Here is an 18,541-nt window from a genome sequence, read left to right as displayed (position 1 = left end):
AAAAAATGCTCAAAACAGAAAAAATGAAATTTGGATTACATAACTTGAAAATCATGGTAATATATAAAATGTTAATTTCATATATGAATATATACGTATAGGAGGAGAAATAATTTGTCAGATTTACAGACGAAGTTAGGTAGTGGAATGAATAAGTTACAAGAAGGAATAGAACAAGGGAAAATGAAGTTGCAAGTTGCACAAGAAATTGCTCAATTGAAAAAGGGAATGCAAGTGCAAATGCAGAAAAAAGCAGAGGTTCTATTAGAGGTTGGACAGCAAGTGTACGTTCAATTAAGAGGAAATGGAGTAAATGAAGCGAGCTTAAAAGAAATGATTGCTCCAGTTCAAGAATTTGATGTAGCTATTTATCAAGCAAGAAAACGCATTGTTGAATTGCAAAAACAACAAGGTGAAAAAGCTACATGTGAATGTGGTGGACCTTTATCAATAAATGATAAGTTTTGTGGTTCGTGTGGAAAGCCTAACCCAATGTTAGCAGTAGAAAATGAAGGTGAAACGGTAAATTGTATTTCATGTAATGAGCATATCGATAAAAACTCTACTTACTGTCCAGTTTGTGGAATTAAGCAAAGTGGGGAGTGAATTAAATGTATTGTCGCACATGTGGAAAACAACATGGTGAAGAAGTAAATTATTGTCCAAATGAAGGTAGTATGGAGATTGCAGGAGCTATAGATGCAATAACATTAGAAAAAGATACTGCAAAATACTGCAAAGGTTGTGGCAATGAAAATGCTCAAAAAAATTTATATTGTCAAAAGTGTGGGTATTCTTTATTTGTTGCGAAGAAAAAAGAACAATCTGTAAAATTGCCTACAATGGATGGTGCTCCTAAAGTTGAATTTAAAGCAGATAAAGCCGTTTTACAAAAAGGTTTTATTGGTGGGGCTGTTGCAAGTATTCTCATGTTAATTGCTGGTTGGATTGGTAGTTTATTATTTGCTTCTATGTTAAGTGAGATGTTTAGCAAATTTGCGAAAGAATTAGAAATGTTGCCGAATTTTTATTCGAGTGCAACTTCTACGATGTTAAGTTATCATTTACTTGGTTTTACAGCTAACGACGATAGTGGATTGATATTTTCTTTATCTTGGCATACTCCATTTACATTACTATTAATCATTCCATTTATTATTTTCGCTGGTACAGGAATTTGGTTAGGGAAGCAGCATGTTGCGAAAACGATTAAAGATCAAATTTTTATGGCATCAACAGTTGGTATTATTTATGGCGTCTTTTTATTCATTATAAGTTTTATAGCATCACAATCTTTTGCAATTCCATTCTCAGAAGCAGGTAAGATTACGGTTGGCTATTCAGCGATTAAGAGTTTATTGAGTGGTTTTGTATGTGGGACATTATTTACCTTATTAGGATTTATCGCTCATACAAGCAAAAACAATATGGCAGCAGCATTTCAAGAGTTAATGCCATATGGAGCGTCTGTTTATTACGGTGTTTCAGCTATGATAAAAGGACTTTTAGTAACAGCAGTAGCGGTTTGTATTATGGCATTAGTAAGTAAGGAAGACGGTATTGAACCATTAAAAGAAATAACAACTTTAAAATCTGAAAGTACATTATTAGCATTAGAGTTAACACCTCAATTATGGAGTATGGCTCATTTTGCACCGTTAGAAGTATCAAGTCCAGCACTTAGTAAGGAATTTACTGGAATTGGGAAGAAATCAAAAGCATATGAGAGCACATTATCATTTTCATTTATATCAGGCGTCTCTGTAAATGGCGTAGAGCTTAGAGAGATATTAATTTCAAAAGGAGCAAATGAGGAAAGCCTTGCAGAATTTGATAGAGTGAATAACGTATTCCATTATGGTTTATTACTACTTATTATTCCATTGTTCTTTATGTTTAGAGCGGGAAGAAAGTTAGCTAAATTACCGACTACCAATATATATATTACATTAGCGGTATGTAGTGGTTCTTACACAATTATGATGATTGTAATGAATATGATTTCTAAGTTCCAAATTAATGTTTCAGGAACGGTAACAGGTTTATTTGGAACAAGTGGAACGGTATTATCTATGCAAAATTCATTTGTATATTTAACTTTGTTTAGCTTTATTGTGACATATGTAGCAGCATTTGCTGGAATGAAATTAGCTAAAAAATAGGAGGAGAGCACGTTGAAGTTTTGTGGAACATGTAAAAAGAACGTTGCAGACCATTTGAACTTTTGTCCTGAGTGTGGGAGTAAAGTAGAAGTAATCGTTGATAACACTGCTGCTTCATATACAGAATTACAAAGCGAGACAAAACCAGTGAAAAGTAAGAAAAATGTGTTTTTAATCATTGGTTTAGCTATTATTGTTATTTTATTATTTGGGGCATATAAATTTGGAGCATATAAGTTTTCAAAAGAAAAGCAAGTAAATGTAATGATTGAAGCATTCCAAAAGAAAGATATTAACGCAATTGATGAGTTTGTGAAAGCAAATGATTCAAGCTTAAAGATTAAGACAGAGGATATTAAAGTGTACATGCGTTATTTAAAAGAGAATCCTTCTTACAACAAACAATTGTTGTCTTATTTACAAAAAGAGACAGTAGATCAAAAGTTAACAAAAGATAAACCTGCATTTAAAGACGGGGAAATAGTAGAAGAGGGAAAAGAGTGGTTCTTATATCCAAAGTATAAGTTCAGCATGAAATCTTATTATATGAATGTAAGTACAACTGCAAAGAATGCAGAAATATATGTGAATGACAAAAAAGAAACAGAGCTTTCTAGTGATAAAAATTCGAAAGAGTTGGGGCCATACTTCCCAGGTACATATGTTGTAAAGGCAACGGCGAAGACAGAACTTACTGAATTAGAAACAGAGAAAGAAGTAGATTTAGCGGATGAGCAGAGCGAGAAAGTGAAAATTGATTTATCGCTTGAAGGCAAGTATGTAAGCATTTCTTCTGATGAAAGTGATGCAACTGTATTTGTGAATGGGAAAAAACGTGGAAAATTAAATTATGGAAGTTATAAGCTTGGCCCTGTATCCACAGATGAAACAGTAGAAGTACATTTAGAGAAAACTACTGATTTTGGTGTGATGAAATCTGAAAGTGTTAAAATTGGAGACCAAAGCACGTATTACTTAAAATTCCCGAAAGAAACATCAAATTCAGCAGTGGGCGACTTTGTAAAAAATCATATTTATGATAACGTACGTGCAATTTCATTAAATGATTTTAGTTTAATTGAAAATAATTATGATAAGAGCGGGAAATCGTATAAGGAAGACCGTGATTATATACAGTATTTACACAAAAAAGGAATTACAGAAGACTTATTAACGATGGAAGTTCGTAATGTAGAGCGTCAAAGTGATACGAAATATAAAGTAACGACATATGAAGAGTACCATATTCGTTACGGTGATGGATCTGTGAAGTTCAAAAGTTTTAATAACGAACATATTGTAACTGTGAATGGAAATGGAAAGATGCTGTATCATTCTCTTGGTGCAAATAATACGTTGAAATCAGAAGATGTATCTGGTCCAACTCGTTAATATGAAAGAGGCTGTTCAATATTTGAACAGCCTCTTTATTTTGTAGCTAAATCAATATTTCGTGTCAAACCGTTGATATATCGTAAGTTATGATAGATATAATTGAAAAATCGTTGATATATTGCGATTTATGATAGATATATTCGAAAAATCGTTGATATATTTTTCTTAAATTTTGTTCATGAAGGGAAAATAAAAAAGATATCACTTAGCCGAAAAATCCGGCGAGATGATATCTTTTTTTACGATTATGAGTGCGTTTCCTTTAATATCGCTTGTACATACGAATCATGTAATATTTGCTCTATAATTGGCAACATATTTTGTTCAAATGGAATGTCGATAGGAAATGGTTTTTGAGAGCCTGGTTTTATTCCATATTGCACAATTTTGTAATGTGTATTGTTTTCAGACTTGAGCACAATTAACTTATAGCGATTATCATCGCCAGCGAGTGAGAAATCAATAGAAGTAGCGTTATATGTTACTTCATCTTTATATATGTACGGCTTTGGCGTACCAATCCAGTCTACTTTTGCTTGTACATTCATGGGCATAGCCTCCTTATATGTATTATAAATAAATAAAAGCCAGCTCTCAATAAAGAGAACCGGCTTGTAATTTAGCAGTCATTGGTTATTTTAAAATTTTCACTTTAACAGTTTTGCGTCCCCATTTTTGAGCAGCGCTATCTGATCCAAGTAAGATGTCGATACGGTTACCTTTAATTGCGCCACCAGTATCTCCAGCGATAGCTTCTCCGTAACCTTCTACCCATACTTTAGATCCTAATGGGATTACTTTCGGGTCAACAGCGATCATTTTCATGTTTGGATTCGCAGTTAAATCATGACCCATTGCAGTTAATACACGGCCTCCATATGTGCCACCGTTTTCGCTCGGGTGAGCTGTATATGCTGTAGCTACAACTGTTAACTCACGACCACCAGATGGTGTGCTAGTTTCAGCAGCTTTCACAGCAGGCTTAGCAGCTGGTTTTGCTTGTGCTGCAGGTGCTTGAGCCTTAGCTGGTGCTTCAGCTTTAGCAGGAACAGTCGTTTCTTGTTTCTCAATTACAGGTGCTGTACCCGTTAAGAAAGGAACATGAACATAAGCTGTTTTCCCGTTATATTCAAATTGTAACCACTCATTTTGTACTTGGTTCGTTGTTTCGATTACATCGTCTTTCTTCAACTTTCCAAGAATTTCTGAGTTTGTGTTCGCTTCAGCACGTACGTTTAATACGTTAGCTGTTACGTAGTAGATGCTTTTTGTGAACTCTGCACTTACGAATGCGTCTTTACCGTCTAAAGTAACTTTTGACCATCCGTTCTCTGTATTTTGAACATCTATCTTATTACCGTTTAGTAATTTACCGACAACTTTTGATTCCGTAGTAGGGTTTTCGCGTACGTTTAGTACGTCTGTTGTTACAACAGTTTCTGCATTAGCAGATGATGTGAAAATCCCAAGACCAAAAACTGCTGCTGTTGCTATACCAATTAATTTTTTCATGATAGCCTCCATTGCGTTTGTTTTCGTGTCCTCATTATAGCAACAGATTTTTTCGGATTTGGGGAAAACACACAATTACAAACCATTCGTAATCAGTCGTTAACATCCTGTAATATAACAAAAAATATAGGAAAGCGTTTTTCATTCTATATGACTCATAGGTTTCTGGTTATATTCAAAATATTTAATACAACATGTTTTTTTCGACGTAAATAAGAATGTTACAGGAATATTACATGATGTTTACTAAACGATTACATTCCTTGAGTATTTTACCGTTTTATGGGTAATATAGTTATATAAACATAAACATTTTGTTTGTGAAGCTATAAACACGTGCTATATACTAGCAAAAAAACCGCATAATTGTTACAAAACGAAAGGGTTGCAAGGAAGAACTTTGCCCTTTTTTACATATGTAACACATCCTTTTTTAGGAAAATACATTCCTATCCGCGTTTTTCTCACACAATTTGACAGCAGTATTTCTAACTTGTAGCTCTTGCAGAGTGAAAAGGTTATACGAAAGGTAAGGCTGTCCATAAGAATTCGAATTGGTGAAGGTGAAAGTAAGAACATCACCGCAAAATTATAGTTTTCTATCCGATTTTACATATCGGAATTTATGTTATTTACAAAAACGAAACCTACGAAGGGGGATTTGATGAGGAAACTGACAAAAACATTCATCGTTTCATTAACATTATGTATTGCATTTACAATTTGGGGGATTATTCCCGAATCTATTATTGGAAAAGGTAGCTTAGGAAATGTAACAACCGCAATTCAAACGGCATTAGTTAGTAAGTTTGGATGGTTTTATATTATTTCCGTTTCTATTATTTTAGGTGTATCTATCTTTTTAATTGTTTCGAAATACGGTTCTATTCGTTTAGGTAAAGATGATGACGAACCTGATTATAGTTATATGACATGGTTTGCTATGTTATTTAGTGCTGGTATGGGTATTGGCTTAGTTTTCTGGGGCGTTGCCGAACCATTAAACCATTTATACGCACCTCCGTTTGGAGATAGTGCAACTGAGGAAAGTGCGCGCCTTGCACTGCGTTTTTCATTTTTCCATTGGGGATTACATCCTTGGGGACTATATGCGTTTGTAGCGTTATGTATTGCTTACTTTACCTTTAGAAAAGGAAAAGCAAGTACGATTAGTGCGACAGTAGGTCCGTTATTTAAGGGCGGGGAACACGGGCGTATTGCTCATTCATTTGATGTGTTAGCTGTTTTCGCAACTGTGTTTGGTGTTGCAACATCATTAGGTCTCGGTGCAAAACAAATTGCAGGTGGTGTTAGCTATTTAACATCTATTCCGAATTCATTAACGACACAGTTAGTTATTATTGCAATCGTAACAGTTCTTTTCATGTTATCTGCACAAACAGGTCTTGATAAAGGAATTAAATATTTAAGTAATACGAACATTATTTTTGCATTTGCACTTATGATCATTGTATTATTTGCAGGTCCAACAAACTTTATTATGAATTACTTCACTTCAACAATAGGTTCTTATATTCAGGAATTGCCAAGTATGAGTTTCCGTTTAAGTCCATTGGATGAAGGCGGAAATCAATGGATTCAGTCATGGACAATTTTCTATTGGGCATGGTGGATTGCGTGGTCACCATTCGTAGGTACGTTTATTGCTCGTGTTTCACGAGGCCGTACGATTCGTGAGTTTGTTATCGGTGTGTTACTCGTACCGACCGTAATTGGTGCACTTTGGTTCTCCGTTTTCGGCGGAACAGGTATTCATATGGAGCTGTTTGGTGATGCACATATCTTCGACAAAGTGAAAGAGATGGGAACAGAAGTAGGATTATTCGCTATGTTCGATCAGATGGGCAGCTTTGGATCAGCTTTATCAGTTTTAGGTATTTTACTTATTGCAACATTCTTTATTACATCTGCAGACTCTGCAACATTCGTTTTAGGGATGTTAACGACACATGGTAGTTTAAACCCACCAAATCGTATTAAAATGATTTGGGGTATCGTTCTAGCCGCGATAGCTTCTACGCTATTATATATTGGCGGATTAGAAGCCTTACAAACGGCAGCTATCATTGCAGCATTCCCGTTCGTCTTTGTTATTTTCTTTATGATGGCAGCATTATTTAAAGAGTTACAAAAAGAAGGACGTATGAAGCGTCATTAATAATAGAAGGAAAAGAGCTGATTTCATATCAGCTCTTTTTTTATCCCTCTATTTGCTGAGCAGTAAGAACCCCACCTCAAAATTCAACAAAAGCAAATAAATCGAGCTGCTTGTAAAAGTCCGATTAGTGAGTGCTGATTAAAGTTTCACTTTATATAGAAGGAATTTGGAATGCGGGTAAGGGAAATAAAATACTTTACTATATAAGTAGTATGCCTTTTATACGAAGAAAAAACGATTGATTTCGACAATATTCGATACCTTATGAATTCTATTCGTATTTTTGTCAAAAATATGTCGGAAATGTGTTGTCACGTTTATATATATGTGCTATATTATTTCCTGTAAGCGATTTCAAATAGTTTTAAAGCGCATTCAAGGGGGACATCTAGAATAATGAAACGTTACGAAAGAAAGTGGAAGCATATTTGTTTGAAACGTGTGGCACATCGTAGTGTCCAAGAAAGCACGGAACCTAAGACTGAAACGCGCAAAGAACAGCAAGAGAAGCAATTGGTTCTACAAAAATAGCAATCACTTTTTCGTATATAAATGAAGGTCGATCGTTCGTTGGGGGATGGACGTGAAATTACTTTCAGCTAAGGGGTATTGTCTGATATATAATTTATACGGCAATAAATAAGCACAGAGCATACGGCGCTCTGTGCTTATTTTTATTTATCTTTTTTGAATCGAACTGTCTTATCCCAGCCAATGACTTGTTTCTTGCTCTTCGCACGTAAGTATAAGATTAAGCTGCGAATAAATAAGTACGTAAAGAGCTGTGCGTACGTAAAGTACATAATAACGCTAATAAAAATATTAGTCGGTGTAAAGGTTCGTTCGACACTCTGGGCACTAAATAATTGAGAAACATATGTAATATATGCGACATACCACATAAATAGTAGCGGAATGCTATATTGAATTTGGAATATCCCGAGTAGCCCAATTACAAACCAAACGTTCGAAATGATTAGGAATAGCCAAAATACAACATACACTAGAACTTGTTGTAAGGAATGAACGAGCAGTTTTCCTTTAAAGAAGCTTAATGACGAGAACATTTTTTCTAAAATGTATAAATTCCCTTGGAGCCAACGTGTACGTTGTTTAATAAGAATTTTTAAATGCTCTGGTTCTTGTTCCCAAGTAACTGATTCTGGGACGATTGGTAAGAGATAACCTTTTTGTGTAATTCGTAATGTTAATTCGGCATCTTCTGCAATTGCATAAGGGTCATAGCCACCAAGCTCTTCTAGTGCAGAGCGACGAAGAAGCATGTTTGTTCCTGTCAGTGAGCCTGTTTGGAATAGTAACCAGCGTCCAGATTGCATAAGGAGCTGGAAGATTTGAAATTCTAGCGAAATCATTCGCGTCAGCCAGTTTCTTTTTTCATTTACTGTACGAACATGTCCAACAGCCCCAACAGCATCTTCAGTTGTTTCAGCGTGCTCTACAAGCATTCGCAGTGCGTGTGGCTCAGGCTGGTTATCTGCATCGTAAACACAGAAGTATTCACCATCTGAAATACTAAGGCCGTAGTTTAGTACACGTGATTTACCCTTCGGTTCACCGGGTGGAACACGAATGTGACGAATGTGGGCATAAGCTTTGTCGAAATCATCGCCGATTTCAGGTGTTTCATCTTGAGAGTTATCATTTAATAGATAAATGGTTAGCTTTCCTGGATATTCAATCTTCGCCATTGCCTCTAAAGTATCTTTAATAACGACCCCTTCATTATGAGCAGGGATGAAAATATCGACGCTCGGATAATGTTCTAATGTACGATCTTTTCGTTTACTATTTCGGTGAATTAAGCCCGCAATTGTTAAGAAAGAGTAGTAAACGAGTAAGCCAGAGAATAGAAAGGCCGTAAAAATAAGAACATATTTAATTGAAAATGTGATACTGATCCAAAAAACGAGTACGCAAAACAGAAGAAATAAAAGAAGTATAACGAGAGTCATCATAACAATGTCTGTCCTTTGTTTCCAATTTGCTCTCGTGAAATTTTTATATCTCGGATTGCTTCAGCTGCAAGCCATTGCTCCATTTTTGGCTTTAGGCGGTTCATTACAATGTCAGCACCAGCTTCATTTGTGTTTTGTAATAAAATAACTAGTGTATTATTGTCATATTCAGCAGCAAGGTCAAAATCATTCCTTACGGTTTCAACTAATAAGGAAGCTACACGGTCCATAACACTTTCCTTCGTATATTTACTAAAGGAAGTGAAATCAAAGTAAACAATAAAGCCTGTTTCATTACGACGATTCATTGCAGTCGTTAATAACGCTTGGCGTCTCTCGAATTCTTGTCTCGTTAGTAATTTTGATTCTCCAATATATTGTTCCAACGTTCTCACACGCTCAGTTAAAGTTTTATTTTCATGAATCACTTTTTTCAATAGGTGAGTTGTTATGTATACAATGAAGAAGTTAGCTGCCATCAGGAAGTGGGTAATCATATATTGCCATTGAACTGATGTACTCCATAAATGAAGCCATGCTTCATAAAACAAATAAAATACGGAAATAATGGTTCCTAGTATGAAGAAAATAAATGCTGTTTTGTCAGCTAAAAATAAGAATAGTACATTTACGATTACGTATATTATTGTAAAAATGAGCGCATGCTCATAATTCGTCACATGTACAGTAGTAAAATAAAATACAATTTGTAAAATCCACATAGAGAGGATTTTATAGAACTTATCTTTCACAAAACTTTCCTCCTTAAAGCTATTTCATCCATAGATACTTGTAGTATGCGCAATTATTAAGAAATTGACCATGTCGTTAAATTCTTTTGAAGGGCAACCACAAGTAGTATCTCTATTTTCATCAGAAAAATAAAAAGACCTAAACATTATTGTATCATAATGTACTTATATTTGGGATAAAGTGATTAACAGATACATAAAAGACGTTTTGATTGCATGAAAAAAGTCTTCTCTTGTAGAAAGAGAAGACTCTATATAAGTTTATAGGAACATCATACCTGCAACTGCTGCATTTAAGAAGTTCGCTAATGTACCAGCGATAACTGCTTTAATCCCTAATTGTGCAATTTGTTTACGGCGAGTAGGAGCTAGCGTTCCTGTTACACCTAATTGAATTGCGATAGAAGAGAAGTTTGCGAATCCACAGATTGCGAATGTTAAAATTAGATTTGTTTTGTCAGAGAACTCTGCCATGTGTGGTCCTAAGTTTGCGTATGCAACGAATTCGTTGATTGCAAGTTTTTGACCGATAAAGCTTGCTGCTTGTACAGCTTCACCTGGAGAAACTCCGATTAAGATTGCAAATGGTGATAATAAGTAACCGAAGATTAAATCAAGGCTAAGTTTAATATGGAATAAAGATCCAACTAATCCTAATAGACCATTTAATAAAGCGATTAATGCGATGAAAGCCATTAACATTGCTGCTACGTTAATAACAAGTTGCATACCTTCAGATGCACCGCGTGCAGCTGCATCGATAACGTTTGCATCTTCACGTTCTGTAGAAAGTTCAACGTTATTATCTACTTTTTCTGTCTCTGGCATGATTAGTTTTGCAATTAATAAGCTTGATGGAGCTGCCATAATTGCAGCTGCTAATAAGTGCTCTAACGGAATACCCATTGCTGCATAGCCGACAAGAACTGATCCGGCAACAGCTGTCATACCGCTTACCATAATAGTGAAGAATTCACTATTTGTTAAGCGTGCTAAGTAAGGTTTAATTAAGATTGGAGCTTCAGTTTGTCCTAAAAATACAGTCGTTACTGAGTTTAAGCTTTCTGCTTTAGAAGTGCCAAGAAGTTTACTTAATGCACCACCAACGACGCTAACAAATTTCTGCATAATACCAAAATGATATAAGATTGCTACTAATGAACTAATAAATACGATTGGAAGTAGTGCTTGAATAAAGAATACAAATCCCCAAGGTCCTTTTGCGTTGACTAAATCCCCAGCAACGAACTTAATTCCCTCGTAAGAAAAATTAATTAATCCTTGAACACCGTCAGCAGCGTGTTTTAAACCTGCTTTACCAGCATCCCATCGTAATACGATAAATGAAAATGACATTTGTAATGCTAGCGCGATTAAAATTGTGCGCCAATTAATAGCTTTGCGGTTGGAAGATAGTAAGAAAGCAATTGCTAATACCCCAATCACGCCGCCAATTCCCCATAAAAGATTCATGCAGTGTATGCTCCTTCCTCATAGTAAAAACAGTGTATAAACCAGTTGTCTATACGTTTACGAATATAACATCTTAAGTAACTTATCATAATGGACATCGGAGGTCAAACGTCTGATGAAAAGTTTAAATAAAAAGAAAATTCTTCAAAAAAACACATATAAAATAAATAGACATGAAATAGGTTATGTTTTTTATGAAAATATATACATTATGATAACGTTATGCATTGTTTTTGCAGAATAAAGTGTATGAAATGGAAGAATAGATACATTATTTTTGTAGAGGGAAAGCTAGGGGAAAGGGAGTAATGTGTTGAAATCGTACAAAAAAGCCTTCTAGTAAACTAGAAGGCTTTGAAACTATTAATTAAGGTGCTTTCGTGTATCCTAAGAAGTGGCTCTTCCAATAAGAGTTACTTAATGAAGCGATTGCTACACCTTTATCTCCAGCTTGGATAAATGATCCGCCCCCAAGGTAAATACCCATGTGAGAAGGGCCAGATTTATAAGTGTTTTGGAAATAAATTAAGTCACCTGGTTGTGGACTTGAAGTTTTTGGTAGGCTACTCCAATATCCCGCAACACTTTGACGGCTAATGTTATGACCAAATTTCTTAAATACGTGGTAGATGTAGCCACTGCAGTCTACGCCGTTAGCAGAACTTCCGCCCCAAACGTATGGTACACCTTGCATTGATTTTGCATATGCAAGTACGGAAGAACTGTCGCCACTATTGTTGCCTGTATTATTATTGTTGTTATTGTTTTGATTGTTATTTTGGTTATTGTTAGGCTTATTATCTACTGCGCCTCCAACTGGTGTTTTAGATAGGTAACGTGTTCCGATATAACCATTTTGACCGTTGTAGTTAATTTTGCTCCATCCAGAGTTTTCAGAGATTACTTGAACCTTCTGACCTTGTGGAAGTGCGCCTATGATTCTATAATTTGTACCTTCGCCGCTACGTACATTTAGTGCAGAAGCATTAATGTAATAGTCGCCAATTGCACCTTGGTTAGGTTTTTCAGGTTGTTTTGGTTGCTCAGGAGTAGTAGTGCCACCTTTAACGAATTTTACAAATTCGCTACTAACAAAGCCTGTTTTTCCTTGGTAATTTACTTTAAACCAACCGTTTTCAGATCCAACTACGTTTAATGTTGTACCGTTTAAAACGCCACCAATTACACTATGGTAAGCAGCAGGGCCTGTACGAACACGTAAAGATGTAGCGTTAACTACGTAAGAACCGCCAGTTTGAATAGTTCCATTATTATTGTTTTGCTCTTGTTTGTTGCCTTCTGTAACGTTTTCGTTAGAACCGCCTTTTGTTACGTAGTCTTTGCTTATATAAGCAGTTTGTCCTGCGTAATTGATTTTGAACCAATCTTGAACTTCGCCAACAACTTGTACTACTTGTCCTTTTGTAACAGAACCTACAGTTGTGTGAGAAGTGCTAGGACCTGTACGAACGCGAAGGGAAGATACATTTACTGTATAGTTTCCGCTTGCTGGTTTTACTTCTTGGTTGTTATTATTCGTATTGTTGTTTGAAGAACCCCCATTAGAAGAAGCGCCAGATACGAATTCGCCACTTACATAACCTACTTGTCCATTATGGTTAATTTTCACCCAACCATTTTCTTGTCCAATTACGTTTAATGTTTGTCCTGCATATACACGTCCAGAAACAGAACTAGAAGTGTTAGGAGCTGTACGTACACGTAATACATCAGCAGTAACTTTATTGTTTCCACCTGTGCTTACATTGTTGTTTGCTGCTCCACTTTTTGATACAAATTCGCCACTAACAAAACCTGTTTTTCCGTTAATGTTAATTTTGAACCAACCATTTTCTTCGCCAATCACGTTTAGTGATTGACCGCTATAAACGCGTGAGATGATGTCGTGAGAAGTGCTTGATCCTGCACGAACATGTAATACGCTCGCGTTTACCTTATAAGATGAGTCGTTTGATGCAGAAGCTTGGACAGTTGTAGCAGCTTTTTGTGTATTTTGTTCAGGTGCAGCTTGAACACTATCAAGTGTAGGTGCTGCTCCCCCTGCTACAGACACTGCCGCAAGACCGGCAAGGTACTTTTTCATAATTTGTCGATTCCTTTCTGTCTGTAATGTAGTGAAGAAATATTTACCAACTGTTAAAAATTCTAAAGAGCATGTCGATTACTGTCAAGACTTATATAGGAATCTGAATATGACAAAAAGATTACAAGAAAAAAATCAAGGCATAAAATTACACCTTGATTTCCATTTAAATGCATATATTGAATATGAAAGGACAGAAATTATTCGTGTTTAAGAAGATGCCATATTGGATTGTAACAAGATTTGATTAAAAGATTTTTGCAGTTTTTTGGTGATAGGTCCAACTTGCCCATCTTGAATCGCGGTTCCATCAAGGTGGGTCATTGGTAAAATTTCAATCGTTGTGCCTGTAAAAAAGCATTCATCTGCTTGATAAACGTCACGAACGCTGAAAAGTTCTTCCTGTACAGGAATGTGAAGAGTATTGGCTAAAGAAAGGACATATTGACGAATAATACCATTTAAAATAAGGTGATTGGCTGGATGTGTGTAAAGAGTTCCGTTTTTAATTAAGAAGAAGTTGGAATGGCTTCCTTCCGTTACAATACCATTCCTTACGAGAAGTGCCTCTTTACAGCCTTTCCGTTCAGCTTTCGTAGTAGCTAGTACGTTTGGTAATAAATTTAATGATTTAATGTCACAGCGTAACCATCGAGTATCCGGTTCTGATATAGCGCGTATACCATATTCGATCCATAACGCTGGTCTTTCTTTTTTTGTAATATAGGCATAAATTGTCGGAGGGTTGTCATATGAAAATATATGTGTGCGAGCTTGTACACCGCGAGATACTTGCAAATAAATTGTGCCATCTTCGTGGAAATGGTTTCTTTCAATTAATTTGTAAAGTAAAGTGATGAGTTCAGCTTTTGAGAAAGGGAGCGATAATTCTATTTCTTCCATGGATCGATATAATCTCGTTATGTGCGGATCTAATAAGTGAAAGTTCCCTTTATATAGGCGAATAACCTCGTAGACACCATCTCCGAACTGCAAACCTCTTTCTTCAAGTTCTATGTACGTTTGTTGTTTTGTTGTATCAATAACTTCATCATTCCAAAGTACAAATTTTTCGTATGCCAATTTCCGTCCCATCCTTTCGTAAGTACGTAAGTAACGTGAAACTTTCATTCATGCGAGATAAGAATCACTATAGTAATTTTTATGTAAGTAATTCTCTACATATGCCCGTAAATGCCCGATTGGTGAGGGCTGATTAAAGTTTCACTTTACAGCATTTTGTATATACAAATTCGAAAATAAGAATGAGAATCCTGCTTTTAGATAAAAAAAAGCAACATTCTTATGGAATGCTGCACAAGGAGGGTAGCTATCTTTCATAGGGACATTGTCTCGTTGAATGCTTTGTGTATGGAAACAAAACATGTTGAAAGACAATTATAAGAAAGTAGAAACAAAAGATTTACACATTTCTTTAAGGGATCTTACGAAAGATGAGAGATAAGAAATATGTAGAACCTTGTTTACATATTTTATTATAGAGATTCTTCATTAACACTATGTGAATATTTGGTAAAGGTTATGTAATTTTAAAGTTAATGAATATAAGTAGTTGTATGGAAGAAAATAAAAAAAGAGGCTGAGATTACTCAGCGCTCTTCTTTTCTTCTTTAATAGCTGTTTTTACTTCACCAGTTTTGATCTTATTACTTTCAGAGAAGCGAAGTAAGTCACCTTCAATGATTTTATCAGACATGTTCAATTCATTTTGGGCACGATCAATTAGTGGTTGAGATTCTTCTTTCGGTAATTGTACAACTTCGCCAGTAGCACGGTCGTAGAATGTACTGTTTGTGTACATGTATTTATCTGTAACGAAGCTACCGTCACGAAGAACAACAAATCCTTTATTATCAGGTGAGAATACATCATGACCGAATCGAACGTCATTTGTAGAATCTACACCAAGTAAGTTTAGAATAGTTGGTTTAATGTCAATTTCACCAGTTGGTTTCGAAATTGTTTTACCTTCTTTTTGACCTGGAACGTGAATAAACATCGGTGTTTTTTGTAAGTTCATATGGTCAAATGCAGTGATTTCTTCTTTTCCTAAGAACTGTGCCATTGCACGGTTATGGTTTTCAGAAATACCGTAGTGGTCACCGTAGAATACGATTACTGAGTTGTCGTAAATACCTTCTGCTTTTAGACGCTCAATAAAGTGTTTCATTGCTTCGTCTAAGTAACGAGCAGTTACCATGTAACGGTCAAATACTCCATCACCAGAATTATATTCGTCGATTAATTTTGTACTGTCATCGTAAGTGAATGGGTAATGATTCGTTAAAGTAAGGAAGCGAGTATAAAATGGTTGCTTCACTTCTTTCAACATATCAATAGATTGATCGAAGTATTCGATATCTTTTAATCCCCAGTTTAATTTTGTTTCCGGCGTAATCTTGTAATCAAGCTCGTTGTAGTAACGATCATAACCAAGTGCTGGATACATAATGTTACGGTTCCAGAATGTTGCGTTGTTTGCGTGGAATACCGACGTGTGATACCCTTGCTGACGTAAAATTTCTGGAGTTGCTGTATATTCATTGTTACCGTGTGTGAAGAATACAGCACCGCGGTCTAGTGGATATAAAGAAGTATCTACTAGGAATTCAGCATCAGATGTTTTACCTTGCCCAGTTTGATGGAAGAAGTTATCAAAGTAATAACTTTCTTTCGTAAATTGGTTTAAGAATGGTGTAACTTCTTGTCCGTTAACTGTTGCGCCAATTAAGAATGTTTGTAATGACTCAAGAGAGACAACAATTACGTTTTTTCCTTTTGCAGTACCGAACATATTTGGATCTGGTTTACTTTGTGTTGTTTTCACGTAGTTTTCTGTTTCTTGTAATTTACTACCGTCAGCGAATGCTTTTTGTGAACTTGATTTCGCTTGTAAGCCAAGATCGTATACTTGGTGTACATATAATCCTAAGTTTTTAACAAGCATAACGCGGTCGAATGAACGTGTTAATAGTTCTGGGCGTTCAGCTTCTGCAAGTCCTAAGTTTGCGAAGAAAATAGCAACTGTTGATACGAAGTATAGAGAACGCATCGGGCGTGCTACACGCTCTGTAGGTGCAAAGTTTTTCATTTTCTTCAATAGAACGAAGAATATGATAATGTCTGCAAATGCAAGAATAATTTTGTAGTTAAATAATTCTTTCACACTAGAACCTAAACTTCCGAAGTTAGATGTTTGTCCGAGTACTGGTAAAGTAACGAAGTCATTGTAGAATCCGTAGAACATTACGTTACCAACAAGAACGATTGTTAAGACAAAATTAATTCCAAGTGCTATATAGTTACGTTTTTTCCCTTTTGCAAATAATGCAAGACCAACAAGCAGTAATGATGCTGCTAATGGGCTAAGGAATAAAATGAATTCTTGCATGAAAGATTCAAGTTTTAAATCAAAGCTTGTGCGTGTAATAATGTAAGTTTTCAGCCATAAGGCTAATGCTACGAATACAGTGAAACGCACATTTTGAAATTGTGATTTCAAGGTTTCTTTCATTCATTTCCACCCTTTCTCTATCAGGCTTGGTCGATTTTGGAGCGAAAAATGCTAAAATAAAAAATACATAGTTTTCTTGGCCATAATTAAAGGTTCTATATTCACCCATATACGACTATAACTATGCATACCCTTTTGGTTTCTTTTGTTGCTCATAAGCATAACGTCATTTCTGTATTATACAACAAAATTCATTTCTGAGAAACACTATAACATTTTACATTTTTTGTATAAGATTTGTCACTACCAGAGAAAACTTTAACATTCGTTTATATGTCCGTCAACTAGAAAATATAACAAAGATAGAGCAGAATGTTAAGTAGAAGTGAAAATTTTCTTTGTTGAGAAATAAGAAACGAAGATGGGTAAGGGTTATCTAGAAATCTATTATATGAAGGAAATTGTGTAAAAATTAACGAACACTTGTTCTTTTTTAGTTTGTTTGTTACAATGAAAGTTCATTGATAGGTTTTGTGTAATTTCTATGAACTTTTACTGATAACATATTGTAGCTTATTTCTTTTTAAAAATAGGGAGGCTTTTACATGAAACAAAAATTTTCAGTTGAAGCGTTTTGGAAGAAAGTAAAACATGTTGCAAAGCAAGCAGGGCAGTCGGTCATTTATACAAGTTTATTACTGTTTTACGTTTTGCAAAGACCCGATGTTCCAAAACGAGTGAAAATTATTGTAATTGGAGCACTTGCTTATTTTATTGCACCGATTGATGCGATTCCAGATTTCATTGCTGGAATTGGCTATACGGATGATTTAGGGGCGTTAACGGCCGCACTAATACAGGTGTCGTTATACGTCAATGAAGATGTGAAAGATAAGGCACGAGTGAAGTTGGCAGAATGGTTTGGTTCGGATATAGACACAACATTTATCGATCAGAAATTAGGTCAATAGGTGAAACCTGTCATAAGGTGACAGGACGAACGTAAGCGAGGAAGTGCATTATGCCATCAGGAAGAACGCATACGAAAATAAACTTAATATCCCTTCCGGTTGTTTTGTTTTTGCTTTTTTCGTATGGATTAACAAATTTTGATTTTTTATTAACTTTTGCAATTGGTTTTTTAGTAGGTACTTCATTTTTAACACCGGATTTAGATACGTACAGTAATGCTTATAACAAATGGGGTTTCTTACGTATATTTTGGTATCCTTATAAAAAAGTAATGCCGCATCGATCTTTCTTTACGCATACGATTATACTTGGTGATGTGATTCGTATTGCGTACATGTTAATCGTCTTTTCTCCATTTTTATTCCTATTAAATGTAATCGCACTGGATGGTAATTTAATAGAAATTGCGAAGAAACATGAGGTTGAAATTGTAACGTTCTTAATGGGAATTGTTGTGGCAAGTACGCTCCACATTATAGCGGATAAAGTGAATACGCGCCGAAAGAAAATGATGAGAAAAAAGAAGAAACGCAGAAGATAA

General features: G+C 35.4%; 14 protein-coding genes. 6 read left to right on the top strand and 8 right to left on the bottom strand.

The annotated features are described in order from the left end of the window. The first annotated feature begins 114 nt into the window (after positions 1-114). The 3 genes from AC1Q8M_RS22545 to AC1Q8M_RS22535 are packed head-to-tail and all read left to right on the top strand — an operon-like array spanning position 115 to position 3,554. Positions 115-606, top strand: coding sequence for a zinc ribbon domain-containing protein (locus tag AC1Q8M_RS22545; RefSeq protein WP_001281749.1), 492 nt, complete (start codon positions 115-117; stop codon positions 604-606). A 5-nt stretch (positions 607-611) separates the two neighbouring features. Continuing rightward, positions 612-2,162 (top strand): zinc ribbon domain-containing protein, encoded by a 1,551-nt coding sequence (locus tag AC1Q8M_RS22540; protein ID WP_098365823.1) that lies wholly within the window; start codon positions 612-614, stop codon positions 2,160-2,162. Between the two features lie 12 nt (positions 2,163-2,174). Then, complete coding sequence (locus tag AC1Q8M_RS22535; protein ID WP_098365822.1) at positions 2,175-3,554, top strand: zinc ribbon domain-containing protein; 1,380 nt, start codon at positions 2,175-2,177, stop codon at positions 3,552-3,554. 248 nt (positions 3,555-3,802) lie between these two features. Here the strand turns inward: AC1Q8M_RS22535 and AC1Q8M_RS22530 are convergent, their stop codons facing one another. Both AC1Q8M_RS22530 and AC1Q8M_RS22525 read right to left on the bottom strand, forming a co-directional pair. After that, the gene (locus AC1Q8M_RS22530) at positions 3,803-4,105 is read right to left on the bottom strand and encodes a DUF3910 family protein (RefSeq protein ID WP_001102541.1); all 303 of its coding nucleotides are present in this window, start codon (positions 4,103-4,105) and stop codon (positions 3,803-3,805) included. Positions 4,106-4,190: 85 nt separating this feature from the next. Further along, positions 4,191-5,069, bottom strand: a complete 879-nt coding sequence (locus AC1Q8M_RS22525) for a cell wall-binding protein EntA (RefSeq protein WP_000733343.1) — start codon at positions 5,067-5,069, stop codon at positions 4,191-4,193. A 664-nt stretch (positions 5,070-5,733) separates the two neighbouring features. Here AC1Q8M_RS22525 and opuD point away from each other — a divergent pair. After that, complete coding sequence (gene opuD, locus AC1Q8M_RS22520) at positions 5,734-7,248, top strand: glycine betaine transporter OpuD (protein ID WP_001229103.1); 1,515 nt, start codon at positions 5,734-5,736, stop codon at positions 7,246-7,248. Positions 7,249-7,922: 674 nt separating this feature from the next. On the opposite strand, the gene AC1Q8M_RS22515 is transcribed toward opuD, so the two are convergent. The 6 genes from AC1Q8M_RS22515 to AC1Q8M_RS22490 all read right to left on the bottom strand — a co-directional run bounded on the left by AC1Q8M_RS22515 (position 7,923) and on the right by AC1Q8M_RS22490 (position 17,088). Then, positions 7,923-9,224 carry a glycosyltransferase family 2 protein gene (locus AC1Q8M_RS22515; protein ID WP_000988751.1) on the bottom strand — a complete coding sequence of 434 codons (1,302 nt, stop codon included), beginning with the start codon at positions 9,222-9,224 and terminating at the stop codon, positions 7,923-7,925. Further along, positions 9,221-9,976 (bottom strand): nucleotidyl cyclase domain-containing protein, encoded by a 756-nt coding sequence (locus AC1Q8M_RS22510; protein ID WP_000653228.1) that lies wholly within the window; start codon positions 9,974-9,976, stop codon positions 9,221-9,223. The genes AC1Q8M_RS22515 and AC1Q8M_RS22510 overlap by 4 nt, the downstream gene beginning before the upstream one ends. Positions 9,977-10,237: 261 nt before the next feature. After that, positions 10,238-11,449: a NupC/NupG family nucleoside CNT transporter gene (locus tag AC1Q8M_RS22505; RefSeq protein ID WP_001051018.1), complete on the bottom strand. Its 1,212-nt coding sequence runs from the start codon at positions 11,447-11,449 to the stop codon at positions 10,238-10,240. Between the two features lie 367 nt (positions 11,450-11,816). Beyond that, positions 11,817-13,553: a C40 family peptidase gene (locus tag AC1Q8M_RS22500; protein WP_098511937.1), complete on the bottom strand. Its 1,737-nt coding sequence runs from the start codon at positions 13,551-13,553 to the stop codon at positions 11,817-11,819. Positions 13,554-13,763: 210 nt separating this feature from the next. After that, positions 13,764-14,648, bottom strand: a complete 885-nt coding sequence (locus AC1Q8M_RS22495) for a D-amino-acid transaminase (RefSeq protein ID WP_098511940.1) — start codon at positions 14,646-14,648, stop codon at positions 13,764-13,766. Positions 14,649-15,159: 511 nt separating this feature from the next. Next, on the bottom strand, positions 15,160-17,088 hold the full coding sequence (locus tag AC1Q8M_RS22490; RefSeq protein WP_097924505.1) for an LTA synthase family protein: 1,929 nt from the start codon (positions 17,086-17,088) through the stop codon (positions 15,160-15,162). 545 nt (positions 17,089-17,633) lie between these two features. Here AC1Q8M_RS22490 and AC1Q8M_RS22485 point away from each other — a divergent pair. Further along, positions 17,634-17,999, top strand: coding sequence for a YkvA family protein (locus AC1Q8M_RS22485; protein ID WP_000810378.1), 366 nt, complete (start codon positions 17,634-17,636; stop codon positions 17,997-17,999). A gap of 50 nt (positions 18,000-18,049) precedes the next feature. Further along, the gene (locus tag AC1Q8M_RS22480) at positions 18,050-18,541 is read left to right on the top strand and encodes a metal-binding protein (RefSeq protein ID WP_001139059.1); all 492 of its coding nucleotides are present in this window, start codon (positions 18,050-18,052) and stop codon (positions 18,539-18,541) included.

Source organism: Bacillus sp. GW823-FHT06A10 (assembly GCF_058795375.1).
This window is presented reverse-complemented; position numbering and strand designations above follow the sequence as displayed.

What these genes read in the sequence shown, in the direction of transcription:
- AC1Q8M_RS22540 (WP_098365823.1), top strand. Translation starts at nt 612, where the DNA reads ATGTATTGTCGCACATGTGGAAAACAACATGGTGAAGAAGTAAATTAT.
- AC1Q8M_RS22530 (WP_001102541.1), bottom strand. Translation starts at nt 4,105, where the DNA reads ATGAATGTACAAGCAAAAGTAGACTGGATTGGTACGCCAAAGCCGTAC.
- AC1Q8M_RS22525 (WP_000733343.1), bottom strand. Translation starts at nt 5,069, where the DNA reads ATGAAAAAATTAATTGGTATAGCAACAGCAGCAGTTTTTGGTCTTGGG.
- opuD (WP_001229103.1), top strand. Translation starts at nt 5,734, where the DNA reads ATGAGGAAACTGACAAAAACATTCATCGTTTCATTAACATTATGTATT.
- AC1Q8M_RS22515 (WP_000988751.1), bottom strand. Translation starts at nt 9,224, where the DNA reads ATGATGACTCTCGTTATACTTCTTTTATTTCTTCTGTTTTGCGTACTC.
- AC1Q8M_RS22505 (WP_001051018.1), bottom strand. Translation starts at nt 11,449, where the DNA reads ATGAATCTTTTATGGGGAATTGGCGGCGTGATTGGGGTATTAGCAATT.
- AC1Q8M_RS22500 (WP_098511937.1), bottom strand. Translation starts at nt 13,553, where the DNA reads ATGAAAAAGTACCTTGCCGGTCTTGCGGCAGTGTCTGTAGCAGGGGGA.
- AC1Q8M_RS22495 (WP_098511940.1), bottom strand. Translation starts at nt 14,648, where the DNA reads ATGGGACGGAAATTGGCATACGAAAAATTTGTACTTTGGAATGATGAA.
- AC1Q8M_RS22490 (WP_097924505.1), bottom strand. Translation starts at nt 17,088, where the DNA reads ATGAAAGAAACCTTGAAATCACAATTTCAAAATGTGCGTTTCACTGTA.
- AC1Q8M_RS22485 (WP_000810378.1), top strand. Translation starts at nt 17,634, where the DNA reads ATGAAACAAAAATTTTCAGTTGAAGCGTTTTGGAAGAAAGTAAAACAT.
- AC1Q8M_RS22480 (WP_001139059.1), top strand. Translation starts at nt 18,050, where the DNA reads ATGCCATCAGGAAGAACGCATACGAAAATAAACTTAATATCCCTTCCG.